Annotated in this window: 22 protein-coding genes; 6 read left to right on the top strand and 16 right to left on the bottom strand. The window is 71.2% G+C overall.

What is annotated here, in order from left to right; genetic code table 11:
- Positions 1 to 2: 2 nt before the first annotated feature.
- From CP973_RS17365 to ctaD, 6 genes are all read right to left on the bottom strand, one after another.
- On the bottom strand, positions 3 to 2,021 hold the full coding sequence (locus CP973_RS17365) for an endo-beta-N-acetylglucosaminidase (RefSeq protein WP_167538348.1): 2,019 nt from the start codon (positions 2,019 to 2,021) through the stop codon (positions 3 to 5).
- Positions 2,021 to 2,215 (bottom strand): hypothetical protein, encoded by a 195-nt coding sequence (locus CP973_RS40870; protein ID WP_244409561.1) that lies wholly within the window; start codon positions 2,213 to 2,215, stop codon positions 2,021 to 2,023. The genes CP973_RS17365 and CP973_RS40870 overlap by 1 nt, the downstream gene beginning before the upstream one ends.
- Entirely contained in the window at positions 2,212 to 2,817 is a 606-nt protein-coding gene (locus tag CP973_RS17360; RefSeq protein ID WP_244409560.1) for a beta/alpha barrel domain-containing protein, read from the bottom strand. Before CP973_RS17360 ends, CP973_RS40870 begins: the two co-directional genes overlap by 4 nt.
- Before the next feature lie 763 nt (positions 2,818 to 3,580).
- Positions 3,581 to 4,273: a VOC family protein gene (locus CP973_RS17355; RefSeq protein WP_150241715.1), complete on the bottom strand. Its 693-nt coding sequence runs from the start codon at positions 4,271 to 4,273 to the stop codon at positions 3,581 to 3,583.
- A gap of 58 nt (positions 4,274 to 4,331) precedes the next feature.
- Entirely contained in the window at positions 4,332 to 4,703 is a 372-nt protein-coding gene (locus tag CP973_RS17350; RefSeq protein WP_150241713.1) for a hypothetical protein, read from the bottom strand.
- Positions 4,700 to 6,430: an aa3-type cytochrome oxidase subunit I gene (gene ctaD, locus CP973_RS17345; RefSeq protein WP_244409890.1), complete on the bottom strand. Its 1,731-nt coding sequence runs from the start codon at positions 6,428 to 6,430 to the stop codon at positions 4,700 to 4,702. Before ctaD ends, CP973_RS17350 begins: the two co-directional genes overlap by 4 nt.
- 519 nt (positions 6,431 to 6,949) lie before the next feature.
- On the opposite strand from ctaD, the gene CP973_RS17340 reads away from it, so the two are divergent.
- The 3 genes from CP973_RS17340 (at position 6,950) to CP973_RS17330 (ending at position 9,202) form a co-directional block, all read left to right on the top strand.
- A complete protein-coding gene (locus CP973_RS17340) occupies positions 6,950 to 7,426 on the top strand; it encodes a hypothetical protein (RefSeq protein WP_150241711.1) in 477 nt (158 codons plus the stop codon).
- Between the two features lie 20 nt (positions 7,427 to 7,446).
- Positions 7,447 to 8,607 (top strand): zinc-dependent alcohol dehydrogenase, encoded by a 1,161-nt coding sequence (locus CP973_RS17335; protein ID WP_244409558.1) that lies wholly within the window; start codon positions 7,447 to 7,449, stop codon positions 8,605 to 8,607.
- Between the two features lie 61 nt (positions 8,608 to 8,668).
- Complete coding sequence (locus CP973_RS17330) at positions 8,669 to 9,202, top strand: hypothetical protein (RefSeq protein WP_150241708.1); 534 nt, start codon at positions 8,669 to 8,671, stop codon at positions 9,200 to 9,202.
- Positions 9,203 to 9,387: 185 nt separating this feature from the next.
- On the opposite strand, the gene CP973_RS17325 is transcribed toward CP973_RS17330, so the two are convergent.
- Positions 9,388 to 10,113 (bottom strand): dienelactone hydrolase family protein, encoded by a 726-nt coding sequence (locus CP973_RS17325; RefSeq protein WP_150241706.1) that lies wholly within the window; start codon positions 10,111 to 10,113, stop codon positions 9,388 to 9,390.
- A gap of 116 nt (positions 10,114 to 10,229) precedes the next feature.
- Positions 10,230 to 11,183 carry a ketopantoate reductase family protein gene (locus CP973_RS17320; protein WP_150243696.1) on the bottom strand — a complete coding sequence of 318 codons (954 nt, stop codon included), beginning with the start codon at positions 11,181 to 11,183 and terminating at the stop codon, positions 10,230 to 10,232.
- Between the two features lie 190 nt (positions 11,184 to 11,373).
- Here CP973_RS17320 and CP973_RS17315 point away from each other — a divergent pair, with 190 nt between their 5' ends.
- The gene (locus CP973_RS17315; protein WP_150241704.1) at positions 11,374 to 12,276 is read left to right on the top strand and encodes a LysR family transcriptional regulator; all 903 of its coding nucleotides are present in this window, start codon (positions 11,374 to 11,376) and stop codon (positions 12,274 to 12,276) included.
- 205 nt (positions 12,277 to 12,481) lie between these two features.
- On the opposite strand, the gene CP973_RS17310 is transcribed toward CP973_RS17315, so the two are convergent.
- The 4 genes from CP973_RS17310 to CP973_RS17295 form a co-directional block, all read right to left on the bottom strand.
- Positions 12,482 to 13,324: an IS5 family transposase gene (locus tag CP973_RS17310; RefSeq protein ID WP_150241702.1), complete on the bottom strand. Its 843-nt coding sequence runs from the start codon at positions 13,322 to 13,324 to the stop codon at positions 12,482 to 12,484.
- A 186-nt stretch (positions 13,325 to 13,510) separates the two neighbouring features.
- On the bottom strand, positions 13,511 to 14,989 hold the full coding sequence (locus tag CP973_RS17305; protein ID WP_244409556.1) for a glycosyltransferase family 39 protein: 1,479 nt from the start codon (positions 14,987 to 14,989) through the stop codon (positions 13,511 to 13,513).
- Positions 14,986 to 16,494, bottom strand: coding sequence for a sensor histidine kinase (locus CP973_RS17300; RefSeq protein ID WP_150241700.1), 1,509 nt, complete (start codon positions 16,492 to 16,494; stop codon positions 14,986 to 14,988). Before CP973_RS17300 ends, CP973_RS17305 begins: the two co-directional genes overlap by 4 nt.
- 115 nt (positions 16,495 to 16,609) lie before the next feature.
- On the bottom strand, positions 16,610 to 17,302 hold the full coding sequence (locus CP973_RS17295) for a response regulator transcription factor (RefSeq protein WP_150241698.1): 693 nt from the start codon (positions 17,300 to 17,302) through the stop codon (positions 16,610 to 16,612).
- A 244-nt stretch (positions 17,303 to 17,546) separates the two neighbouring features.
- Between CP973_RS17295 and CP973_RS17290 the strand changes: the two genes are divergently transcribed.
- A complete protein-coding gene (locus tag CP973_RS17290) occupies positions 17,547 to 18,827 on the top strand; it encodes a glycosyltransferase family 4 protein (protein WP_150243694.1) in 1,281 nt (426 codons plus the stop codon).
- A gap of 51 nt (positions 18,828 to 18,878) precedes the next feature.
- Here the strand turns inward: CP973_RS17290 and CP973_RS17285 are convergent, their stop codons facing one another.
- From CP973_RS17285 to CP973_RS17275, 3 genes are all read right to left on the bottom strand, one after another.
- On the bottom strand, positions 18,879 to 19,829 hold the full coding sequence (locus CP973_RS17285) for an AEC family transporter (protein ID WP_150241697.1): 951 nt from the start codon (positions 19,827 to 19,829) through the stop codon (positions 18,879 to 18,881).
- A gap of 202 nt (positions 19,830 to 20,031) precedes the next feature.
- Positions 20,032 to 22,905 (bottom strand): ATP-binding protein, encoded by a 2,874-nt coding sequence (locus CP973_RS17280; protein WP_244409554.1) that lies wholly within the window; start codon positions 22,903 to 22,905, stop codon positions 20,032 to 20,034.
- Between the two features lie 434 nt (positions 22,906 to 23,339).
- Positions 23,340 to 23,714 carry a MerR family transcriptional regulator gene (locus CP973_RS17275; protein ID WP_150241693.1) on the bottom strand — a complete coding sequence of 125 codons (375 nt, stop codon included), beginning with the start codon at positions 23,712 to 23,714 and terminating at the stop codon, positions 23,340 to 23,342.
- A gap of 126 nt (positions 23,715 to 23,840) precedes the next feature.
- Here CP973_RS17275 and CP973_RS17270 point away from each other — a divergent pair, with 126 nt between their 5' ends.
- Positions 23,841 to 24,914 carry an alkene reductase gene (locus CP973_RS17270; protein ID WP_150241691.1) on the top strand — a complete coding sequence of 358 codons (1,074 nt, stop codon included), beginning with the start codon at positions 23,841 to 23,843 and terminating at the stop codon, positions 24,912 to 24,914.
- Positions 24,915 to 25,026: 112 nt separating this feature from the next.
- Here CP973_RS17270 and CP973_RS17265 read toward each other — a convergent pair whose 3' ends face one another.
- Positions 25,027 to 25,407 (bottom strand): hypothetical protein, encoded by a 381-nt coding sequence (locus CP973_RS17265; RefSeq protein ID WP_150241690.1) that lies wholly within the window; start codon positions 25,405 to 25,407, stop codon positions 25,027 to 25,029.
- Between the last annotated feature and the right edge of the window lie 26 nt (positions 25,408 to 25,433).

Raw genomic sequence — 25,433 nt, 5'->3', positions numbered from 1 at the left:
TCTCACCAGGTGACGGTGGCCGTGGCACCGCTGCTGTGGGTGCCGTCGGCGCCGACGGCGGTGACGGTCACCGTGGTGGTCGTGGTGTCCTGGTTCTTGTCGAGCTGGGCGAGGTAGTAGACGGTGTTGGGGGTGGCGCCCAGGTGGATCAGGGCGCCGCTGGGGCCGCGGTGGATTTCGTAGTGATGGATGGCGGTGGTGGTGGCGGGGGGCGTCCACGACAGGCGCAGGGCCTTGCGGGTCGGCGAAATGGTGGTGGCACGGTCGATGGTGAGGCTGGAGGGTGCGCCGGGAGCGGTGACGGCGCCGGTGTGCACGGCCAGCTGGCCGACCCGGATGTCGTAGGCGAGGTCGGTCTTCGCCGATTCCGCCAGGTCCAGGCACAGGCCGAGCTGGACGAGGGTCTTGTCCTTGTACGTGGACAGGTCGGCGGTGTAGGTCTTCCAGCCGCTGGTGTCGGTGGTACTCAGCGCGATGCTGGTGAGGCCGGTGGGGTCGTCGTCAAAGGCGACGACAGCGTTGAAGCTGTATTCGGTGCTGGAGGGGGTCTTGGCCCGTACGGTGACTTTCGTGCCGTCGGTCAGGGCGAGCTTGGTCTGGTACAGGCGTACGGTCGCGCGGTAGCCGGGAGCAAGGGCGCCGGTCAGGCGCAGGCAGGAGCCGCCCTCCCAGGCCTCGTCGAAGCACAGGGAGGCGAACATGCGGGAGTTTCCGGTGCAGCGGGTGATCCACCGGTAGGTGGGCAGGACGTCCTGCAGGGACAGGTTGGCCCAGCCGTCGCCGCCCGCACTGACCTTCGTGCCGCCGTGGTAGTAGGCGCGTCCGTGGCCGGCGTTGAAGTGGGTGACGAAGGGCAGGCTGTGCACGGTGGTGTGCTCGGCGATGTGGCCGGCGATGCCGCGCCAGCCGGTGTCACTGGGATCGTGGCAGGGGCCGGTCCAGAAGTCGGCCTCGGCACGGTAGAAGTAGTCCAGCCAGGCGTCCTTGGGTTCCTTGGGCTGGTTGGAGACGGTGTGCGCGGCATACAGGGCCAGCGAGCCCTGGTGTGTGCTGCCCGCCGGGCAGACCAGGCGTGCCAGCCGGGGGTTGTCCGGAACGTGGCGGACGAGTTCCAGCCCGTAGTACACCTCGTACCGGCTGCGTTTGATTTTCGTGGCTGTCGTGACGGACGTGGCGATGTTTTCGCTGTTCCAGCCATAGTCGAGGAAGACCGAGTCGCAGACCCGCTTGTTCCCGTCCTGCAGATAGAACTCGTTGCGCTGGGTGCCGCTGTCGGTCAGTTCGCGGCGGAAGGCCTCGTACCAGCAGAACTCGACCTTCGTCTTGCGGGCCTGGGCGTAGGCGAGGGTGGCGCGCAGACCGGCCTCGGTCGCCGCGTCGGTGGGGGTCTCGTAGTTGATGAACCAGCCGTCGAATCCGAGGGCCTCGGCGGCTTCGATGAGCTTGTCCGCCACCGGATAGACGTCCTTGCCGGCGACGGTCTTCTTCTGGATGAAGTCCTTGACCCAGTTCGGGTTGCCGCCGTCTCCGCTCGGCGGGAAGAAGACACTGCCGTAGACCTTGACCCCGTTGCGGTGGGCGGCATCGGTGACGTGACCGTTGGGCGGGCAGATCAGCCCTCCGCTGGCGATGCCGGCCCAGAAGACCAGGATGTCCACATACTGCCAGTGGCTGAAGGCGTAGTAGCGGTGGTCCGCCACGCCCTGGGGCGGGTTCTGCTCGGTTCCCCAGAACTCCGCGCACGTCATGACGCGGCCCTCCCCGGCGCGGGCCTGGCCATGGGCGCGCAGCTCCGTCTTCTGGGAGCGTGTGCGCAACGGGACACAGCTGCGGTTGAAGGCGACGTTGGGGTCCGTCTTGGCCGACCAGGCGGTGATGGCCTTTCCCTTCTTGGGCAGGTCCGTGCTGCCCGGGTGCCAGTACGGCACGTAAGGGGGCGTGTCCAGTCCTGCCGGCGGCTCCTGCCCGGCCGCTGGCGGCTGAGCGTCTTCGGCGCCGGAGGCGGAGGCGGAGGTGTCCATCATGTTCTCCTTTGTCGCGGGTGTCTCTCCTCGTGCGGGACCTTCGCGCGCAGTCCCGCGAGGTAAAGGGCGAAATGCTCGTCGGGGATGACGGCCTGGTCGGTGCGGTAGGCGTGATTCTCGGCCCAGTGCATGGCGGTCTTGGCCTCCTCGCGGGTCAGGGTGGAGCCCAGCCGTCCGGCGACGGCCGTCACGACGCGGGCGCCGGCCAGGTGGGTGAGGATGACGTGCGGGGCGGTGCCCGGCAGGGCCTGGGGATCGGAGGACTGGCAGGTGCCGGGGGCGACGAACGGCGTGCCGGTGGAGATGGTGCTATGCCGTCGCCGATGGCGTCGGCTAGGACCACGGTGGCGGCTCCCGCCTCGGTCAGCCGACCGGCGGCGCCCGGCAAGCCCGGGTTGGCGCGTGGGGCGTCGACCAGTCCGGCGTCCACCGCCACCCGGCTGTCGCACTCGCGCGCGTGGCGGACCAGCCCGATGCCCTCTTCGAGTACCTGCTGTGCCGGGCGGTGCACCATCGCCGCCGCCGTTTCGTGCGATGACGGCAGGGCGCTCATCACGCGGGCGTGGGCCGTCCCGCCGACCACCGCGAGCCCGCGCTCGACGTCCTCGCGCGCCGCCCGGCGCACCAGGCACACCCCGACCGCCCCTTCGGCCTCCACGGCAATCCGTCGGCAGGCTTCGTACTCCTGGGCGCCGACCGCGGGAAACCCGGCCACGAACACCACGTGCCGGCAGCCGTCCGCGCCGAAGACCCGCCCGTGTTCCCCGGGCCGGCCGGACGCGGAAGCCGGCACTCATCAGCGTCTCGCCCTGGGCACCGTCCCGCGCGGACTCCTCGTAAGAGACCACTCGGCCGACGCGTACCGGCCCCCGTACCGGATCCGTATCCTCCTGCATCGGTCCACTCCTCAAGCCGGCACATGCGGCAGGTGCAAGTCGGTACGCCGTCGTGGCGGCGCCCGGTGAGCCGGTCGGACACCTCACCGAAGAGCTGATGGGCCGTCCCGGGAGCGTCCGTCGGGGTGAACGCGGCGGCCACTCCACCGGGGGACGCTGATGTCACTGCGGGCGCTGCGCTCACCGTGATCCGTGTCGCCTCCGGGTGTCGAACCGGAGGGCCGACGGCCTGACCGCTGCTGTCCCGCCACCGTGCGCGCCGTACCGGCGGCACACGCGTCTTCGGTGCTCCCATGGTGGCCAGGCCCCGGCACCCATGCGATGCGTGAGGGCCGAACGGCCGTATGAAGGCAGCCCCGGCCGCCCGTATACGCTCTGGCCATGGGAACTTCGCCACCGGCACCGCGCTGGGGCCGGCACGCAAGCTGGGAAAACTGCTCCCGTGATCTCTTCCGGGGCTGGTGCACGGGCCGTTTGCGGATACGGCAGGGCGGGCGACGGTCAAGCGGTGCGCTGGTGCAGACGGGCCGGTTCGGCGCGCAGCACGGTGACCTCCTGGCGGATTACGTCCAGCAAAGGTGCAGGGTCTGAATCGCTGCACCATTGAGGCAACCGTCCTCGTAGCGGCCATCAACGAGTGGCTGTGACCAGAACGTTGTTTCAGCTGTCTCGGCCTTGCCATGTGGTGATGCAGGCTTCGTTCCCCTCCATGTCGGCGAGTACCCAGAAAGCGGGGGCACGGGTCGCGGACACAAGCCGCCCCCCGGCCGCCAGCGCGGTCTCGATCCGTCGGGGTGCCTCGTCATGCGGAACGCTGATGTCGATGTGGATGCGATTGCGCTGCGGGCGCGCGCGGTCCATTTGCTGGAACCAGATGGCCGGGCCCTGCCCGACCGGGTCGACGAGCCGGTCCTCCGGTCCCCCGGCGCCCGTCTCATCGGTATAGCCCAGCACTGCCTTCCAGAACGGCCGAATCCGGGCGATGTTCAGGGCATCGATTGCGATCTCCAGAAGCTGGACGGACCGTGGTGCCCCCGTTCCGATTCCGGGCTCCGGCAGAAACCCGGACTTGTCAGCGGTGGCGGAGATCCGACGCGCGAGTTCGATGTCCCGGGTGGTAACCGTCGCGCGGTCCAACGACTGCAGAGTGAAGACGGCCCGATCGGGGCGGACATCGACCCGGAGATGACGGTCGGCGTCGTCGCCGCACACCGCGACAGCGTCCGCTGCCAAGCTGATCGCTTGAGCCAACGTCCTGACCGTAACCGACATTTGCAAGGCGCCCAGCAAGTAGCGCCATCCGTGATTTTGGACCGCCTCGGACGCTTCCTGCCGGCTCACTGTCTGTTCCATGACCGCATCCTTGCAGCCCCACTGTCAGCCCCACCTGCCGGTATCTCCGATGTACGCCTCAGAGTCGGCCACCACGCACCACCGTGAGCGCGCAACCGAACGCCGCGCCGACCGTCAGAAGGAACGCGGTGGTCCAGAGCATCAGCCGTAGGCGCAGTTCCTCGTACCGGGACGAGTACTCGCCCTTCAGTTCCTCGCACCGGTCCCGGACGCGGCGCAGGTACCGGTGGGTCATGGCCAGCCGGTCCTCGGTGCCGAGGCGGACGACTTCCTCCCGTTGGGCCGTGGTCAGCCACGGCATCCGGTCCGCGAACGCCTCGGCCTCCGCGCGGGCGCGGCCGGCTTCGGCCTGGTAGAGCACGTAGCCTTCGAGCCGTGCGATACCTGCGCTGATCTCCTGGCCGTCGGGGGTGGGGCAGTCCCTGTTCATTCCTTCTCCGCGGCTCCGGCAGCGGTCGCGCTGTCGTTCTCGTCCACCATGTCCCGACGGCCGGTGACCTCCTTCTGGTCCAGTGCGGCGACGTCGGGGTGGTGGAGGTCGAAGGCGGGCGATTCCGAACGGATTCTGGGCAGGCACACGAAGTTGTGACGCGGTGGCGGGCAGGAGGTGGCCCATTCCAGGGAGCGGCCGTAGCCCCAGGGGTCGTCGACGTCGACTTTCCGCCCGTATTTGGCGGTCTTCCACACGTTGTAGAGGAACGGCAGCGTGGACAGCCCGAGCAGGAAGGAACCGATGCTGGAAATGGTGTTGAGGGTGGTGAAACCGTCGGCGTTCAGGTAGTCGGCGTAGCGGCGGGGCATGCCGCTGACGCCCAGCCAGTGCTGGACGAGGAAGGTGGTGTGGAAGCCGACGAACAGGGTCCAGAAGTGGATTTTTCCCAGGCGTTCGTCGAGCATCTTGCCGGTGAATTTGGGCCACCAGAAATGGAATCCGGCGAACATCGCGAAGACGACCGTGCCGAAGACCACGTAGTGGAAGTGGGCGACGACGAAGTATGAGTCGGTGACGTGGAAGTCCATCGGCGGGGAGGCCAGGATGACGCCGGTCAGCCCGCCGAAGAGGAACGTCACCAGGAATCCGGTGGCCCACAGCATCGGGGTCTCGAAGGACAGCGAGCCGCTCCACATGGTGCCGATCCAGTTGAAGAACTTCACCCCGGTGGGGATGGCGATGAGGAAGGACATCAAGGAGAAGAAGGGCAGGAGCACCGCGCCGGTGGGGAACATGTGGTGCGCCCATACGGTCACGGACAGACCGGTGATGGAGACGGTGGCCGCCACCAGACCCACGTATCCGAAGATCGGCTTGCGGGCGAAGACGGGGATGACCTCGGTGATGATGCCGAAGAACGGCAGCGCGATGATGTAGACCTCGGGGTGGCCGAAGAACCAGAACAGGTGCTGCCACAGCAGGGCGCCCCCGTTGGCCGGGTCGTAGACGTGCGCCCCGAACTTGCGATCCGCCTCCAGGGCGAACAGCGCGGCCGCCAGCACGGGAAAGACCAGCAGGACCAGCACGCTGGTCAGCAGCACGTTCCAGGTGAAGATCGGCATCCGGAACATGGTCAGGCCCGGCGCCCGCATGCAGAGGATGGTGGTGATGAAGTTGACCGCCCCGAGGATGGTGCCGAAGCCGGAGAAGGCCAGACCCATGATCCACATGTCGCCGCCGATGTTCGGCGAGTGGGTCGCGTCGGACAGCGGGGTGTAGGCGAACCAGCCGAAGTCCGGCGCGCCGCTGGGCGTGAAGAACGAGCTCACGGCGATCAGGGAGCCGAAGAGGTAGAGCCAGTAGGCCAGCATGTTCAGCCGGGGGAAGGCCACGTCCGGCGAGCCGATCTGCAGGGGCATGATCGCGTTGGCGAAGCCGGCGAACAGCGGTGTGGCGAACATCAGCAGCATGATCGCGCCGTGCATGGTGAACGCCTGGTTGAACTGCTCGTTGGAGATGATCTGCAGTCCCGGCCGGGCCAGCTCCGCCCGCATGGCCAGTGCCAGCAGGCCGCCGACGGCGAAGAAGACGAACGAGGTCACCAGATACAGCGTCCCGATCTTCTTGTGGTCAGTGGTCGTCATCCACGTCACCGCGACCGACCCCGTCTTCTTCCAGTCCGCGCCTCGCTGCCGGACCGGCCCTGGACTGTCCACCTGCGTCACCACGACGCCACTTCCTCTCCACCGACCGGACCGTCTCACACGCACGTGCTGCCGGGCGTCACGTCACACGACGACCTGGGACACTCCGCGTCCACCGGTGAGTCCGCGACTGTGCCGGCCCGGTACTTGCTCTTCCGCGTCTCCCCGTTGGTACCGGGCACCGGGCCGTCGGCTGCCGCATTGGCCCGTATGTGGGCGGTTCCCCGGCCCAGATGGGCGGCCGACGCCGCACCGCCGTCGCGCATGCGCGGGACGGGGCCGCCGTACTCCACCCGGGACATCGCACGCTCCAGCACCCCAGCGCCGGATGGTCCGGTGGGGTTCCCATAGGGGTCGGAGAGGGTGGAGGACACGGCCGGGTCGTAGGCGTACCCCTTCGTACGGAGAAGGGCGAGATCTGCTGCCACTTCCTGTTACTTGACGGCGTGCACCGACCGGCCGTCGCCGCCGTTTGCCTCGCGTACCGAGGGGCACCGGGGAGGGGCACCGAAGGACGACAGCCTGAAGAGGAGGGGTCCGGTGAGGGTCGAACGAAGTCTTCTGACGGTCGCGGTCGTCGGCGCGGGAGTGGCTGCCGCGCTCCGCAGGTTCCGGCCGCGGGCGGCGGGTGACCACGCGTCGGCCGCCACCCGGTGGCTGACCGTCACGATCAACCGCACGCCGACGGACGTCATGCCGCACGGCACGCTGCCCGAACCGCTGGACCGGCTGGCCGACCGCCTTGAGGCGCAAGTGCGGCCCGCTCCGGGAGACCGGGGTACGGAACTGGCCGTACGGCTGAAGGAGGCGCCTTCCGCGGCGGCGGCCTCTTTGCCGGGACGCCTGGCCGGCCAGGACCCGCGACAGGAAGTGCGGACCGCCTTGCGCGAGGCCAAGGCGCTGCTGGAGACGGGGGAGGTCATGCGGCCGGACGCGCCGCCCACCACACGGGACACCCCGGCGGGCAGGCTCGTCGGTTTGGTCACCCGCCGTTCGGGTGGGGAGGGAGTGCTGTGAAGGCCCTGTGCTGGCAAGGGGTGAACAAGCTGTCCGTCGAGCGGGTGCCCGACGCCGGGCTGCGCAACGACCAGGACGTCGTCGTCCGGCTCATCGCCGGCACGACCTGCGGCTCCGACCTTCACCTGATCGGCGGCTACATCCCCGCGATGCGGGCCGGTGACGTCATCGGCCACGAGTTCCTCGGCGAGGTCGTGGAGGCCGGCCGCGAGGTGCGCCGCCACCAGGTCGGCGACCGGGTCGTCGTCTCCTCCTTCGTCGGCTGCGGTCGCTGCTGGTACTGCGCCAACGACCTGTGGTCCCTGTGCGACAACACCAACACCAATCCCGGCATCGGGCAGGCCATGTTCGGTTACGAGTCCGGTGGCATCTTCGGCTACTCGCACGCCATGGGCGGCCTGCGCGGCAGCCACGCCGAGTACGTACGGGTGCCTTTCGCCGATCACGGGGCCTTCCCCGTCCCGGACGGCGTCGACGACATCAGCGCCCTGTTCGCGTCGGACGCCGTACCGACCGGCTGGATGGGCGCCGATCTCGCGGGCGTCGGACCGGGTGACGTCGTCGCGGTCTGGGGCTGTGGCGCGGTCGGCCAGATGGCGGCGCGGGCCGCCTTCCTGAAGGGGGCCGAACGGGTGATCTCGATCGACCGGCTCCCGGAGCGCCTGGAGATGACCGAGCGGCACACCGGTGCCGAGACGGTCGACTACACCGCCACCGACGTCGCCGCCGAACTGCGCGAGCGCACCGGCGGCCGCGGGCCGGACGTGTGCATCGAAGCGGTGGGGATGGAAGCCCACAGCGACGGGCCGATGCACCTTTACGACCAGGCCAAGCAGCAGCTCCGGCTCCAGACGGACCGCCCCACTGCGGTGCGCCAGGCCATCCACGCCTGCCGCAAGGGCGGGACGGTCTTCATCCTGGGTGTCTTCGCGGGCGCGGTGGACAAGTTCCCCCTGGGCGCGGTCATCAACAAGGGGCTCACCGTGCGGGGCGCGCAGCAGCACGGCCAGCGGTACATCCCGATGCTGCTGGACCTGATCGCCAAGGGGGAACTCACCACCTCGCACCTGGCCACCCACACCATGCCGCTCGACAAGGCCGTCGAGGGCTACGACATGTTCAAGAAGAAGACCGACGGATGCCTGCGCGCCGTCTTCACCGGTCCCCAGACGGCCGGCTGACTGCCGGGGACGTGAAGCCGGCCGTGGTAAGGGGGCGGCGGCAAGGGGTACCCGTCGCCGCATGATGAAGCGCGCACTGTGGCAGGGGCTGGCCGCCGGGGCGGCCGGAGCGGTCGTGATGACGCTGGGCGAGAAGGCGGAACAGCGCCTGAGCGGCCGCCCCGACTCCTATGTACCGGGACGTACGCTGGCACGCCTGACGGGTATGCCGGAGCGTCCCGGCCGCCGGCCGGTGAAGGTCAACCTGGCCATGCATGTCGGCCAGGGAGCACTGCTCGGCGTGCTGCGCTCGGTGATGGCGCACGCCGGGCTGCGCGGCCCGTGGTCGTCGGCGATGTTCACCGTGGTGCGGCTGACCAACGATCAGGTCCTGGAGAACGCCACGGGAGTCGGTGCCCCGCCACAGACCTGGCCGCGCGCCGAGCTGGTGGTGGATCTGCTGCACAAGGCGGTCTACGGCTTCGCCACCGGAGCAGTCGCGGATGCGCTGGCCGCCGGCTCCGGCCCCGGCCCCGGTCAGCGCCACGCTGCGCTGCGCCCGGGCCGCCACAGCGATGTCGGCCCGCTGCCCCGCCCGGAGGCGTACGGCCGGTAGACGGCATCGTACGACCGGAACGGGGCAGTGTGCGCAGGCTCGGTCACGTGCCTAGCCCGTGCTCCCACGGCGTTTCGCGCCGCGGCGCGGCGGCCGTGCTCGCCCGGCTCCCGCTCGCACCCACGCGCCGGCTCTGGACGACGACGATCACGGCGGGCAGGAGTGGGCGTCGGGAGCCGACCGGATCAATCCGTTACGGGCAGGCACTCGGCGAGCAGGTCGACGATGTCGCGCCAGGCTCGCTGTGCGTGGCGTGGGTGGTGGCCGACGCCGGGGCGCACGGTGTGGTCGACCGGTGGGTGGTGGAAGGCGTGCAGGGCGCCGCCGTAGACCGTGAGGCGCCAGTCGACGCCGGCGGCCTGCATCTCGGCGGTGAACGCCTCCCGTTGCGCGGGCGGCATGATCGGGTCTTCCGATCCGACCCCGGCCCACACCGGGCAGCGAATGCGTGCCGCCTCGCCCGGCCGGCCCGTGGTCAGTGCGTTGACGGTCCCGATCGCACGCAGGTCGACGCCGGCGCGTCCGAGTTCCAGCGCGATCGCGCCCCCGGTGCCGTAGCCGACGGCCGCGATCCGGCCGGGGTCGGCCCGCGGTTCGGCACGCAGGACGTCGAGCGCCGCGTGGCCGATGTCCCGCATGCGGCCGGGGTCGGTGAGCAACGGCAGGCAACGGGCCAGCATTTCTTCGGGATCGCTCAGATAGCGCCCGCCATGGAGGTCGAAGGCCAGCGCCACGTATCCCAGCTCGGCCAGGGCCTCGGCCCGGCGGCGCTCGACGTCGCTGAGTCCTGTTCCCTCGGGTCCGACCAGAACCGCGGGCCGACGCCCGGCACCGGCCGGGAGCGCGAGGTGCCCGAACATCGTCAGGTTGTCGGCCGGGTATTCGACCGTACGGGTGGTGATCGTCGTCATGCCGCTGGACTGTAATGGCGGTTGGGCCCGCCCCGGACAGGTGTTCACCGATGGCAGACAGCAACCTGCCTGCTCGTTTCACGCGATCCGCACCCATCCGCGCCCATCCGCACCCGCTACCCAGTCGTTCCGCCACGCGACGAGTCAGCCGTCGGTCCCGTCGTCAGTTCGGCTACCAGCCGGCTCATCACCGGTACGGGGACGCCGTGTCGTCCGGCCGCCCGCAGCACCGCCCCGCCGATCGCGTCGAGTTCCAGCGGACGGCCTGCCTCCGCGTCGCGTTGCATGGACGACTTGCTTTCGGCCGGGAACGCGTCGTACAGCGCCAGGGTTTTCGCGGGATCGGTGGGGGCGCCGCAGGCGTCGCTCACCGCGGCGGTTTCCTCGACGAGGGTCACCAGTTCCTCCCGCCGCTCGGTTCGCACTGCGCCTATGGTGAGCCCGTAACGGGTGGTGAGCAGGGCAAAGGGCGCGAGAAACGCCAGTTTCGACCACAGGGCGGCAGTCTCGTCATCGCAGACGCGCGAGCGCACCCCGGCATCGGCCAGCATCGCGGCCAACGGGGAAAGGCGTTCACGCCTTCCGGCCAGGTCGATTTCCGTGAACGGGCTGCCGTGTGTGATGGTGCCGGGCGCAGTACGGGACGACTCCACCCGGATCACACCCGCCGCGACTTCGTGCCCGTCGTAACGACGGCGCAGCGCCGGCAGATGCTCGATGCCGTTCAGCAAAGGGAGGATCAGCGCGTCGCCGAGTGCTCGGGCCGGAATTCGTTCCAACGCCGCGTCAAGTGCGGTGTGTTTGACCGTGATCAGGCACAGGTCGACGCGTTCGCGCAGTTCGGTGTCCGCTTCGACGTACGCGGCGAAGTCGCCGAACTGTCCGCTGCGCACTCGGATGCCGTCCTGGCGCAGTGTCCGTACGGTGTCCTGCCCGGCCACGCAGACGACCCGGTGTCCGGCTCGGGAGAGCACTCCGGCCAGCAGGCCGCCGACTCCGCCCGGGCCGAGTACCGCGATGGTCCACCCTCGGGCGGAGGGGACGCCGGCGTTGCCGAGCGACGAGGACATGGGCACGCGTGTTTCCTCTCGTGTGCGGGGTGGGGTCGGCGTCTGTCCCGCCGGACTCGCTGGCCCTGGTCCGGACCGAAGGGCTTGAGCGCCGGGACCGGTTGTTGCCCCGGGCAGATCATCGATGCGGGGAAAGGCCCTAGTCAATCCTCGGGTTCTGTGGGCTCTCCCAAGGGATAGCTTGGGGCTCATGACTCTCGATGACCTCCGCGTCTTCGTCGCGGTGTGCCGGGCCGGCAGCCTGAGCGCCGTGGCCCGGGACCTTTCCTGTACGCAGTCCGCCGTGAGCCAGCACGTGAAACGGCTGGAACGGGAGACGGGCGTGCAGCTCCTGGAACGCCACCCGCGCGGGGTGGCTCCCACCTCGGCGGGGCAGATACTCCGAGCGGCGGCGGCGGACGGCATCGCCGGCCTTGATTCGGCCCTTCGCAACCTCAAGGAGCTGGTGCGCGGCGACGCGGGCTCCGTACGGGTGACGACCGGTGCCACCACCGTGCGGCACTTCATGGCCGAAGCCGTCGTGGACTTCCGCCGGCGCTTTCCCAAGGTGAGCCTGGAATTCCGGACGGAAACCTCCAGTCGCAACTGCTTCGACGCCCTCGCCTCCAGCGCCCTCGACCTCGCCTGGATCACCCTCGGCAGCCCGGTCCGCGGCATCGAGCAGCGCTCGGTCGTCGCATTGCCGTGGGTGCTGGCCGTGCGGGCCGACGACCCCCTCGCGGAGCGCTCACATGTCGAAGCCGCCGATCTGGCGGACATCCGGCACATCAGGCTCCCGGAGAGCTCCTCTTCCCGGGCCCACCTGGACACCGCGTTCGCCGAGTTGGGCATCCAGGTGAGGTCCGACACCAGCGTCGCCGACTGGGACACCGCCATCCTCCTGGCGGAACTCGGCCTCGGCCACGCCGTGGTGCCCGCCCTGCCCGGCCAACAGGCTCCCGACGGGTCCGGCCCGCTTCGTTTCCTGCCCATCGCCGGTCTGCCGGAACTGTCCGTGGGCTGGGCGGTACGCCGCTGGGACGCCCTCACCCCGCTCGCCCGCGCTTTCGCCGACGCCGTCGGTGCCACCTGCGCGCGACGACGCGGACAGTGAGATCCGGCAGCCAGCTGTGCGACCAACCCGACGGTCCCGCCGAATCAGCCGGACGGGCGTTGGACGAACCGCCTCGCGGCCGGGCCTTCTTCGAGGGTGATGTCCACGCCGGGCGCGCTGTAGTGGTGGGCCGGGGTGAAGCCGGCGTCGGTGAGAGGGCGTTTCCTCCCAATGTTTCGTCCCGATGTGCCGCGTTGGCGAGGTTTCACAGTCCTCGCCAGGTTGGTGTGGTTTCTCTGGTGAGGCGTCGCGTCATGAGGGCGATCATCGCGATGTAGATCATGGCGGTGGAGCGGGCCGGGAGGGCTTCGTAGTCGCGGGCCAGGCGGCGGTTCAGCATCAGCCATCCCAGGGTGCGCTCCACGCACCACCTGCGCGGTTGCACGGTGAAGCCGCGGGCTGCGCCGGGGGTGCGGCGGACGATTTCGAGGTCGATGCCGAGGCGGGCGGCGCGGTCGACAAGGTATTCGCGGTAGCCGCGGTCGGCCCAGCCCTTGCGGATGGTGGGGTGGGCGGCGGCGATCCGGTTGAGCAGGGTCTCGCCGGCGGTGGAGTCCTGGATGCTCGCGGCGGTGACCAGGACGGCCAGCAGCAGGCCGGTCGTGTCGATCACGACGCTCCGCTTGCGGCCCACGATCTTCTTGCCGGCGTCGGCGCCCTGGCCGGCCGCGGGGACGTTGGCGGAGGTCTTGATGCTCTGGGCGTCGATCACCATCGCGGTCGGCTCCGGCGTGCGGCCTTCGTCCTCGCGGACGCGGCGCCGCAGCAGGGCGTTGAGCTGCTCGAAGACGCCGGCCTGCTCCCAGCGGGCAAAGTACTGGTAGACCGTGTTCCAATGTGGATAGTCGTGCGGCAGGTAGCGCCAGGGGATGCCGGTGCGGGCCACGTAGAGCACCGCGTCCAGGAGATCGCGCAGGTCATGGCGGGGCGGGTGGCCGATGTTGAGGCCCCGGCGGACGATTTCCTCCCGCCAGCTGGTCAGCAGCGGTTCGACCAGGGCCCAGCGGGCATCTGACAGGTCACTGGGATAGCGGCGACGCGCGCTCATGCCTCCGGAGTAGCCGAGAACCGGGGCGCCGGTCAGGGTGTGGGCCGGACGGGCAGGGGCATTCGAACCCAACCGGCGCACTTTGCGACGAAACAGGAGCAGGCGGCGCGCAACAACCGGATCTCCGCCTCATTTGCCACGCGAGTGACACACGCCGCACTCACCTCCCCTATCACTCATCAGAATTCATCGTAGAAACCTGCAAAAGGCGGCAAAACGCCCTCTGAGCGCCTGTTTCTGAACTGCGGTGGTACGGGTGGCAGCTTGGCGGGCGGTGGACGAGAGGTGGGTGCAGGTGATGTGCCACACGCGGGGGGTGTGGGTCAGGCGCTGTCGCAGGAGGGCCGGGTCGGCGGGCAAGTGGTCCAGGGCGCCGAGTGTGGCGGCCGTCCGGGCCCGGCCCAGGTCGGAGCGGCCCGTGAAGGCTTCCTTGAAGGCGGTGGCGATCAGGCCGCACCGGGCACCGGAGAAGAGGACGGCGTCGCCGGGGGCGTCGTGGATGCGCAGGGTCCTGATGACGGCGTGGGTGCCCCACTGGCGGCTGTCCTCCTGGCGGATGGCCTGGTGGGAGGCGTAGACGGGGACGGCCGGGAGGAGCGCGAGCAGCAGTTGCAGACGCGGGGGCACGGTGGTGGCGGCCGTCGCGAGCAGCAGGGCCAGACCCGGCAGGCAGAACAGCAGGTAGCGGTAGGCGAAGAGGGGGTGGCCGAAGGAGACGGCCATGAGGAGTAGCGGGGGCACGGCCAGCCAGGGCACGCCGACCGCCAGGGCCAACGGTGGGGTCTTGTGCCGGCGGACCGCCAGGAGCGCCAGTGCGCCCAAGGCCGTGCCGGTGAGCAGGAGTTTCAGCGCGGTGGGGAGGGTGGCCTGGCCGGGAGTGAGGAGCCAGGTGAAGTAGTTGAACGGGGTTCCGGCGGTGACCGGCGCGGCGTCGCCCACGGCGGAGCTCTGGGCGGCGGCCAGGATCAGCAGCGGGACGACGGCGGCGAGGCCGGCGGCCAGGGCCGTCAGCAGGTGTACGAGGGTGCGGCGGTCGGGGCGCCGGAGGGCCACGGTGACCGCGTGGGCGGCCACCAGCAGCAGGCCCAGCAGGTTGAACCAGCCCAGAAGGGCGATCAGCACGGCGTAGCCGGCCGGCCACCGGGCCCGGGCACCGCCGGACAGGATCTTCACCAGGACGCCGGTGGCCGGCACCGCCACCGCCATGACGAAGGCGAACGAGCGGGCCTCCTGCGCATAGCGTGACGCGGTCGGCAGCACGGCGAGCAGCAGCCCCGCGTACAGCCCGAGGCGCGGACCGCCGAGCAGCCGCCCCAGCCACGACAGGCCGGCGGCCGCGACGGCCACCGCCACCGCGGACGGCACCCGCGCGGTGAACTCGTCGAGCCCTCCGTTCATCTGCCCCACCAGCCACATCAGCACGTAGTGCAGGCCGTGGACCGCGTCGACCCGGCCCAGCAGCTCCGTCAGCTGCGGCCAGGACCGCCGTGCCACGTCGATGGTGACGATCTCGTCGGTCCACGCGGAGGGGGCCCAGATCCGCCACATACCGAGGACGAGGGCGACGGCCGGCGGCGCGAGTCCGGCCACGCCTCTCAGCAGGGCACGGCCGACGGAGGCGCCGGATATGACAGACCCGGCGGGCCGGAGCGAGGTGACTGTCACGGTGACGCCTTCATCGCCGGGAGGTGGAGGGTGAAGGTGGTACCGGGGTCGGGGTGGCGGGTGTGGGCGGTGAGGGTGCCGTGGTGGCGGTGGGCGATGTCGCGGGCGATGGCCAGGCCGAGGCCGCTGCCGCCGGTGTCGCGGGCGCGGGCCTCGTCGAGGCGGGTGAAGCGTTCGAAGACCCGTTCCAGGTCTTCGGGAGCGAGCGGAGTGCCGTCGTTGTGTACGGAGATGTCCCACCCGTGCTCGTGCGGGGTGATGGAGAGCGTGACGCGGTCGGCGGCGTGCCGGTGGGCGTTGTCGAGGAGGTTGCGCAGGAGCCGGTGGAGTTGGAGGGCGTCACCGCGCGCGGGCGCTTCCTCGGGGAAAGGACCGAGGTCGACCGGATGGCCTCGGTGTCCGTACTCATGGGCGAGTTCGTGAGCGATCTCGACCAGGTCGACCGTGTCCCGGAGTTCGCATGTGCCGGGGCGGGCCAGGTAGAGGAGGTCGTCGGTGACGCGGCGGAGCCGGTCGGTGGCCTGGAGGGCGTCATGGACGGCGTCGGCGAGGTGTTCGGGGTGGGCGAGGGCGACTTCGAGCTGGGTGTGCAGGGCCGTGATTGGTGAGCGGAGTTCGTGGGAGGCGTCGGCGACGAAACGGCGTTGCCGTTCGGCGGCTTCTTCGAGGTGGTTCAAGGTGGCGTTCGTGGTCTCGGCCAGAGCGCGGATCCGGTCACGGGCAACCGGGACGGGGACCCTCCGGTGCAGGTCGGTGGTGTCGGTGATGTCCGCGACCTGCGCGCGCATGGCTTCGACGGGTCGCAGGGAGCGGCGGGCGGTGATCCAGGCGGTGGCCGCCACGATCAGGGCGGCGGCCGGGACACCGGCCTTCAGGGGCGCGTCGAGGGAGGCGACAGCCGCGTCGGCGTCGTCGGGCGGGACCAGGTGGTAGACGGTGCGCCGGCACCTGCCGGGGGCGTCGTCGGGGTCGGCGCAACGGTGGTCGGGAAGGGTGTAGCGGGCGGCGACGGCGGTCACGTCCCGGTGGAGCAGGCGGTTGATGCGCAGGCGGGCCTGCGTGCGGACGGTCGCGGCGGCGGGATCGTCCCCCTGCGGCAGCGCGGCTTCGAGCTGGGCGCGCCACCGCCGCTCCAGGCCGCGGGTGCGCTCGGCGCTGACGGTGACGGTGCGGGTCCAGTCGGGGCCGGCGTCGGGCGGGGCGGGCGGCAGCAGGTCGGCGAGACCGTCCAGGGTGACGGCGATGCCGGCGGCGGGGTGGACCCGGCCGCCGTCGTCCATCTCGATCTTGGGCCAGAAGCCCCGCTCGAAGACGTGGGTCTGGTCCGCGGTCGCCTCGGTCGCCGCGGTGGTGCGGGCCTGGACCGTGGCGAGCCGAGCGGTCTGTTCGAGGGTTTCGTCGTGGACATGGGCGCGCAGCCACCATGCGCCGCCCGCGAAGACGACGCAGGCGGCGAGGCCCGCGACGACCGCGGCCCGGATCTCGGTCGGTACCCACCGCAGCACTCCGGCCCGGGGCCGGTGCTCCTCCGTCCGGCCCGGAGGTACAGCTTGATCAGCCCGCGGTGCTCCGGGCCGACGCACCGCCCTCCGGTTCGGACGTCCCGGAGGCGCGGCGCGTTCACTCACCGGTGCTCCCGGTGGGGGCGAGCCGGTAGCCGTAACCGCGGACGGTTTCGATCGAACGTGTCCCCCAAGGGGCGTCGATCTTACGGCGGAGAGCGGAGACGTACACCTCGACGATCGAGGCGTCACCGCGGAAGGCCGGGTCCCACACCTCGTCGAGGATCTCGCCCTTGGACAGCACCCGCCCCTCGGCGCGGATCAGCGCGACCAGCACGCCGAACTGTTTGCCGGTGAGGTGGACGGCGGTGGTGCCGCGGCCGGCCCGGCGGGTGGTCAGGTCGGCCCACAGGTCCCCGTGACGCAGCACGGGTGAGGCGCCGGTGCGGCCGCCGCGCCGCAGGAGGGCCCGCAGCCGGGAGAGGAGGACGACGTAGGAGAACGGCTTGGTGAGGTAGTCGTCGGCGCCGGTGTCCAGGCCCTCGGCTTCGTCGTGTTCGCCGTCCTTCGCGGTCAGCATCAGTACGGGCGTGGTGACGCCGGCGGCCCGCAGCCGGCCGCACACCCCGTAGCCGTGGAGGCGGGGCAGCATCACGTCCAGGACGATGACGTCGTGATCCCCGGCCAGCGCGCATTCCAGGCCGGTGACGCCGTCGGTGGCGAGGTCCACGGCGTAGCCCTCGGCGGTCAGGCCCCGCCGAATGGCAGGGCCGACCTGGGGATCGTCCTCGATGAGCAGAATGCGATGCACATCTTCAAGCCTGGCACATTCTTCGCTCCGCTTTCTTAAGAAATCTTCAGGCTTCCCGCCGGGCCGGACACCGGCTTCGGACCTTCAGGTTTTCTTCGGGTCGGTGTGCGCAGAATGCGGCCCCCAGCCCTTCCGGCGCCGTACCGGGAAGCCGCGTCACGCATTCCCGCGCCGCACCGTCGGCCGCGCATTCCGGGAAGGGAGACGGCCCGGACTCACGACGCTTTCGAAGGTTAGGCGCCCCATGCACATGGTCTTCCTCGTTCACAATGCCTATGGCATCGGCGGCACGGTCCGGGCCACGTACAACCTCGCTTCGGTTTTGGCCGAGCAGCATGATGTGGAGATCGTCTCGGTGTTCCGGCACCGCGAGGTTCCGGTCATGGAGGTGCCGGCGAAGGTCCGCCTGACCCACCTCGTGGATCTGCGTGCCGCGTCCGCCGGTTTCGAGGGCGACGACCCCCGCCACGCGGAGCCCGCCAGGATTTTCCCTCGCGCGGACGGACGGCACCGGCAGTACAGCCGTCTCACGGATTCCCGTATCGGCGCCCACCTGTCGCGGTTGGAGGCCGATGTGGTCATCGGGACCCGGCCCGGCCTGAACACGCACATCGCCCGCCAGACACGCGCGGCCGGCATCCGCGTCGGGCAGGAGCACCTGACGTTCTCGGGACACGGCTTCCGGCTGCGGCACGAGATACGCCACCGCTATCAGCTGTTGGACGCCATCACCACGGTGTCCGAATCCGACGCCCGGACGTATCGGCGGCTCAAACTCCCGGGAGTACGGGTGGAGGCGATACCGAACAGCGTCCCCCGGGCGTCCGTCGAGCCTGCCGACGGCAGCGGCAGGGTCATTCTCGCGGCGGGCCGGCTGATTCCGCTCAAGCGGTACGACCTCCTGATCAAGGCGTTCGCCGAAGTGGCCGGCGCACACCCGGACTGGCAGCTCCGGATCTTCGGCGAAGGCGATACCACAGGAAATGAGAGGGCGTCCCTCACCGCTCTGATCGGCGAACTCGGGCTGCCTGGCCGGGTACAACTCATGGGCAAGGTCGACCCGCTCGAACCGGAATGGGTGAAAGGGTCGATCGCCGTCTCGGCTTCCGACCGCGAGTCGTTCGGCATGACCATTGTCGAGGCGATGCGGTGTGGACTGCCCGTGGTTTCCACGGACTGCCCGGTCGGGCCGCGTGAGATCATCGAGGACGGCGTCGACGGCTGGCTGGTGCCCACCGGCCGCGTCGACGGCATGGCCGCGGCGCTGTTCAAGCTCGTCGGGGACGATCGGCTGCGCCGGCGCATGGGCCAGGCGGCCCTGCGGAATTCGGCCCGCTTCGATCCCACGCTCATCGCCGAGCGGCACCAGGACCTCTACCAGGACCTGCTCCGGCGCGGGCCCGGACGCCGTTCGATCGGCTTTCGGCGGCAAGCCGGCTTCCAGGCGCGTACGCGCGCCATCGAGACCGCGCACGCCGCGCGCTCCACAGCGCGTGCCCTGGTGAGCAGGCTCGGCGCCTCGTGAACGGCCGGCCCCGGCACCGGCACGCGTACCCGCGTCCGTACGGCACGACCGTCAGGCCGGGTGCGCCGCCCACTGCACCCACAGCGGAAGCAGCAGCAGGGCCACGACCGAGCTCTTGATGACGAGGGCGGCGGACATGTCGACCCCCACGTCGTAGCGCTGGGCGAAGATGAACAGATTCTGCGGGGCGGGCATCGCGGCGAGCAGGACCAGGTAGTGCAGCCAGTCGCCCCCGACACCGAAGCCGTGGCGGGCCACGACCAGGGTCAGGAGAGGGAAGGCCACGCACTTGAACGCTATGATCCACAGCTCCTCGACGGTGGTGCCCCGCACCGTCAGCCCCATCCCGCCCAGGTGCAGTCCGAGGGCGAACAGCGCCACGGGAGAGGCGCTGTCGCCGACGAACGCGAAGCTGTCGAGGGCGACCTCGGGCAGCGGTACGGACAGGAGGTTGAGCACGATGCCCGCGTTGCAGGCGATGACGACGGGTGTCAGCAGCGAGGCGGCGACGGCCGAGGTGAGCCGCGTGCGCCGGGTTCCCCCGCGGTCCGGACGCCCCAGCTCCATGATCGAGATGATGATCAGGGACAGGACGCAGACCTGGAACAGCAGGACGGGGAAGATCGGTGCGGCGTTCCCGAACAGCATGATGAACACCGGTACGGCGAAGTAGGCCGTGTTCACCTGGACCGCGGCCATGATGCGCAGCGCCAGGCCGCGCGGGTCGCGCACGCCGAAGGCCCGGCTGAGCGCGCCGGCCAGCACGACGGCGATGCCCGCCGCGGCCGCGTAGCCCGCGATGGCCCGCCAGTCGAACAGGGCCCCCAGATCGCTCCGGTAGATGTTGCCGAACAGGAAGCACGGAACCGCGAACAGAAAGGCGTAGTCGGCGAAGACCTTGGAACTTTCGGCCGGCACCACCTTGCGTTTCGCGAGGACGACCCCACACCCGAAGGCCAGTACCACCGGCGCCAGTTTTCCGAGCGCGTCCAGCGCTTCCATGTGTGTGCCCCCGCTGTTGCGGCCCCGTGAAGGAGCCTCGTGCCTTGCCGTATGAGCATGCTGATCATCTGCGGGGCAAGCATCTGTCACGGATCGGTGGTTCGGCACGAAGTTTTCTCGGGGGACCGCGAGTTGGGCGGCAGAAGAAACGACGGCGGAGGTCGAATCCGGGGAGTCGGTCGGAGGCGGCCAGGGGGGCGATTCAGCGGCGGCTGGGCACCAGACAGGCCACGCTCTTCAGCGCCTCGGCCAAGGCGTGCCTTCCGCCGATGCCCAACTTGCGGTAAGCGGCGGTCAGATGGGTTTCGACGGTGCGCAGGGAGACGTGCAGGTGCTCGGCGATCTGCTTGTTGCTCCACCCATCGGCGGCCAGTGCAGCGACACGTTCCTCACCGGCGGTCAGGAAACAGGGACCGACTGTCCGGCCGCCCGCTTCGTGAAGCTGCTGCTGGAGGCTGCGGGCCGGTGCGGAGGCTCCGCATCTGGCGGCGAGTTCCAGACCTCGGCGCAATGCCGTACGGGCACCGGGCTTGTCACCGCGCCGCAGCAGGGCACGGCCGAACGTGTGCAAGGCTCGCGCCAATTCCAGTTCGGCGGGCGTCTGCTCCAGGACGCTTACCGCCTCCGCCACGAGTTCCAGACCGCGCGTCCCCTCGGTGGCCCGGCCGACGGCATGCAGGGCCACGCCGATGGTGCGCGGTATCCGGCAGCGGCGTGCCCGTTCCAGTTCTTCCTCGGCGAGCACCCGTGCGTCGCGCCCGTACCCCAGCCGGAGGCTGACGGCGGCGGCGCGCGAGCGCCACGGGCCGATCGCCGGGCTGGCGACGCCCGCCGCCTCGAAATGCCGGCCGCTCTCGCGCAGCAGTGTCAGCGCGCCACGGTGGTCCCCTTGAGCTGAGCGCAGCGACGCGAGGCTCAGGAGAAACCGCGGCCACTCCCACGACGGCTCGGCCGAGTCCACCGCGGTGTGGAGGGCAGCGAGGCGCTCGGCGCCTTCCAGGTCGCCCTGGGCCAGGAGGATGTCGATGGTGATGGTGTCCAGCGTCATGCGGTACGGCGGTTCGCCGTGCGCGTGGGGCCGCTCGGCGGCGGTTCGCGCCACCGCGGCGGCCCGCGCCACGTGCCCCCGGCGCAGTTCGACGGCGGCCCGGTAGACCATCAGGGAGGAGGCCAGCAGCGCCATCCCCCGGTCCTTCGTCCCGTCCAGCAGCCGGCCGCACAGGTCGTCGGCCGCGTCGAGGTCGTCCAGGTAGAGCAGCGACCGGGCGACGAAGTAGTGCAGCGGGAAGAGGTCGTGGGAGAGCGCCGGTGCGTTCGCCTGGGCCCGGTCGACCAGGTCGGTGACCCGGTCGGCCGGCTCGCCCGCCCGCAAGGCCGCGAAGGCGCGGACGGCGAGCAGCTGCCGCTCCCCGGGCGTGTGCACGTCCGGGCCGACGGCGGCGTGTTCCTCGGTCCGGGCCGTGACCCGGACCGAGGGGCGTTCGAACCGCAGCCATTCGATCAGCGCCCGCATCCGCAGCAAGGTCTCGCGGTCCCCGGCGGCTGCACCGGTACGCGCGCTCAGCTCCGTGGCCAGGCGCGCCAGGTCGGGGCTGCCGGCGGGTCCGCCGCGCGACATCAGCTGGGAACAGGCCAGTACCGCGACGGCCTTGGAGCGGGCGGCGTCGTCCGTGAGGTTCTCCAACGCGGCGGTGCTGTACGACACCGCGAGTCCGGTGTCGTAGTGGCTGGCGGCGACGGCCAGTTCCAGGAGCACCCGGGCGTGCTCGGCCGGGGTGGCGGGCTGGAAGACCGCGTGCCGCAGATACGTCACGGCGGTCTCGGGCGCGCCCCGGCGCAGCGCTTCCCCGGCGGCCCGGCGCAGGACCGCCATCGGCCAGTCGCCGGACACCGTGCCGGCCGCCATCACGTGCGCGGCCACCTCCTCGTCGGGGCGCCCGCTCAGGTGCAGTACCTGGGCCGCGTTCGCGTGGGCCGCGCCCACCTCCTGGGGCGTCCACTCCGCCAGTACGGCCTCCCGTACCACCCGGTGGACGAAGCGCGGCTCGTCCCCGGCCCCCAGCAGCCCCAGGGCGTGCAGTTCCGCCCCCGCCGAACGCACCACCGCCTCACCGGTGCCGCAGTACGCCGCGAGCAGCGGCCACGGCGTCCCGTCGCCCAGGACCGCCAGTCCGCGCGCCAGCTCGGCCACGGCCGGGGACCCCTGGCCCACCCGGTGCCGTACCTCGCGCAGGAGCGTGGGCAGGCCGAAGCTCCTGATCCGGTCCCGGTCCTCCCCCGTGGGCCGGACGCCGCCGCGACGCGCGTCGCACAGCAGAGCGCGCAGGAAGAGCGGGTGCCCGTCCGTGGCGGCGTGACAGGCGGCGCAGAACGACGGGTCCGGCCGGGGCTCGCCGAATTCCAGCGCCACCAGCCGCGCCACGTCCGCCGGCCCCAGCGGCTCCAGGTTGAGGGTGCGGCAGGCGGCGGGGTGCACCAGGGCGTCGTACAGATCGCCGGGCGCCGGGCGCTCTCCGGTACGGGTGGTGACGGCCACCAGGATCGGGTGGGTGTCCGCCCGGTGGACCAGGTGCGCCAGCCACCGCAGCGACGGCGGATCGATCCACTGCAGATCGTCGACCGCCAGCAGCAGCGGCTCCCGGCGGGCCAGCCGGAAGGCGAGGCGGTCCAGTCCGGCCAGCGTCTCGGCGGCGTCGGCGTACGCCTCCGGGTCGCCGCCCCAGGGCCCTTCCGGGTCGAGGATGCGCGGCACCGTGTCCCCCACCCCTTCGAGCAGCGTCCGGCGTTCCTGCTCACCGGCCGCCGCGACCAGGGGGTGCAGCAGCCGCCGCACCGTGCCGAAGGCGAAATCACGCCGGAGCCGGTGGCAGCGCACCCGCACGTCCCGGAACCGCCGGACGCCGTCCAGCCAGTGGTGCAGCAGGGCCGATTTGCCCATGCCCGCGTTGCCCGCGAGCTGTACGACGCGGGTCTGCCCCGCCAGTACCTCTTCCGCCACCTCGTCGAGCGCCGCCAGCTCGGTGGCGCGCCCGGCCAAGGGCAGCGGGCCCTCGTGGCCCGGCTGGACGGGTCCCACCTCCCGCGGATTGTCCCGGACGGCCCGGTCCCCCCTGCAACCGTCGTTCATCTGACCCCTTACTCCCTTGCTCGCCCTGCCAGACGGCGGCGCCGGGGCCGAGGTTGCGTCTCGCCGCGCGTATCAGCATGTGGACAAGGGGCGATGAGCTGCCACTCCCTCATGGTCGTGGTGCGCGACAGGCGGCCCGGGCGGCCCGGCCGCCGTCGGCCCGGACCATGTCCCCCGCCGGGGCCACAGCTGATCCCGTGGGTGGAGAGACGTGATCCCGTGGTCGGGGAGGCGTGATCTCGTGGGCGGGAGGCGTGGTCCCGTGATCGGGGAGGCGTGATCCCGTGGCCGGAGACGCGTGGCTCCGTGGCCGGTCTCCCCGCCGGATCGCATCCCTCACGGCCACCCGGCGCTGCGCGTCCGACGGGTCGGAACCCGCGCCCTCACACCGCGGCCCGGCAGGCGGCGTCACGGTGGTCCTGCGCCGCGGCCATCAGCGCGTCCAGCGCGTCGCGGGTACGCAGCAGGTCCTCGATGTGGGCGGAGAGCCGTTCGCGTTCGACGGCCATGCGTTCGAGGGCGGCGTGGGAGTGCGCGGCGCTGGGTGCGTCCACGCACGGCAGCAGTTCGATGATGGTGCGGCTGGACAGCCCGGCCGCGTACAGGCGCTGGATGAAGGCGACCCGCTCGACCTCGTACTCGGTGTAGTGCCGCTGCCCGCCGGCGCTGCGGGTGCTGGTGAGCAGCCCCTGCTCCTCGTAATAGCGCAGCGACCGGACACTGACCCCGGTCCGCGCCGCGAGTTCGCCGATCCGCATGCGCGCCTCCCCGCTGTGCCCTTGGTCACAGGGCTTGCCTCTCACATTGATGTCAGGTTTTAGCGTACCGGTCGGGCCCGCCGCCACGGGCCGGTGACCGTGTGATCCGTACGAAGGAGTTCCGGCATGACCACGCTGTTCGACCGCCATGACCTCGGCGGCCTGGAGCTGCCCAACCGCGTCGTGATGGCACCGATGACCCGGGTCAGGGCCGCGGCCGGCGGCCTGGCCACCCCGTCGATGGCCGTGCACTACGCCCAGCGGGCCAGCGCCGGACTGATCGTCAGCGAGGGGGTGCAGCCGAGCCTGCTCGGGCAGTCCAACCCGGGGACGCCCGGCCTGTACACCGACGAGCAGGTGGCCGCCTGGCGGCCCGTCACCGACGCCGTGCACATCAACGGCGGGCGCATCTTCGCCCAGATCATGCACGGCGGCCGGGTCTCGCACCCCGACACCACCGGTCTGCAACCGGTCGGGCCGTCCGCCGTCGCCGCCGTCGGCGAGGTGTTCACCCCGTCCGGGCCGCAGCCCGCGCCGGTGCCCCGCGCCCTGGAGACCGCCGAGGTGCCCGAGCAGGCCCGTTCGTACGCCGAGGCCGCCCGGCGCGCCGTCGACGCCGGGTTCGACGGGGTCGAGCTGCACGGCGCGAACGGCTACCTCATCTCGCAGTTCCTCTCCTCCAACGCCAATCTGCGCACCGACGCCTACGGCGGCCCGGTCGCCCACCGCATCCGTTTCGCCGTCGAAGCGGTCGCCGCCACAGTGGACGCCGTGGGCGCGGCCCGCACCGGCATCAGGCTGTCGCCCGGCGGCACCTTCTGGGGCGTGGCGGAGACCGAGGTCCCCGAGCTGTACGCGGCGCTGCTCGCCGAACTCGCCCGCTTCGACCTCGCCTACGTGCACCTGGAGGCCACGGCCGAGGAGGAGATACTGGTCGGGCTGCGCCGCGCGTGGCCGGGCACCCTGATCGTCAACCCGACGGTCCCGATGGGGCCGAAGCAGGCCGACCGGGCCGCCGCCGACCACTGGCTCGGCCTCGGCGCCGACCTGATCAGCTTCGGCCGGGCCTTCATCGCCAACCCCGACCTGGTGGAACGGCTGCGCAACGGCCTGCCCATCGCCCCGGTCGACGAGGCCTCGTACTACCAGGGCGGCGACGCGGGCTACATCACGTACCCGGCGTACCAGTACACCGCCTGACCGGGCCGGCGGGTCTCCCCGGGAACGGGCGGCGGCCGTCGGGCACGCGGGGCGGGCACTCGGGTCGGGCACGCGGGGCGAGCACTCGGGTCGGGCACGCCGGTCGGGCACGCTAGAGGTGACCGCTCCGCTCCCGCTCCGTCTCCGGCCCCGGGGGCGGGGGCAGGGGCGGACGCGTGGCGCGCCACGCCACGAGCGCGCCCGCGGCGCCGTACAGCATGAGCACGACCCCGTTCCCGGCGTTCCGCCGCCGCTCCAGGGCCTGATGGGCCCGCTGCTGGTCGTAGGTGCGTGTCGCCACCGCGGTGGACCCGTCCAGCACCGAGCACAGGGTGTCCCCGGGCCGCATCGGGCCCGGGCGCTCCTCCCCGTCGCGTACGTTCTCCCCGGGGCACACGATGTCCCCCGAGGCCGTCAGGGAACCCACGAGACTCGCCGCTCCCCACACCGTGGGCACGAGGAACAGCGCCACGAGGGTGGCTCGGTACTTCATCGGACCCCCAGGGGGCAGGGCGGACC

Source organism: Streptomyces albofaciens JCM 4342, from assembly GCF_008634025.1.
GTDB classification, from domain to species: domain Bacteria; phylum Actinomycetota; class Actinomycetes; order Streptomycetales; family Streptomycetaceae; genus Streptomyces; species Streptomyces albofaciens.
The sequence above is the reverse complement of the archived record's forward strand: the minus strand, read 5'-3'. Positions and strand labels throughout refer to the sequence as shown.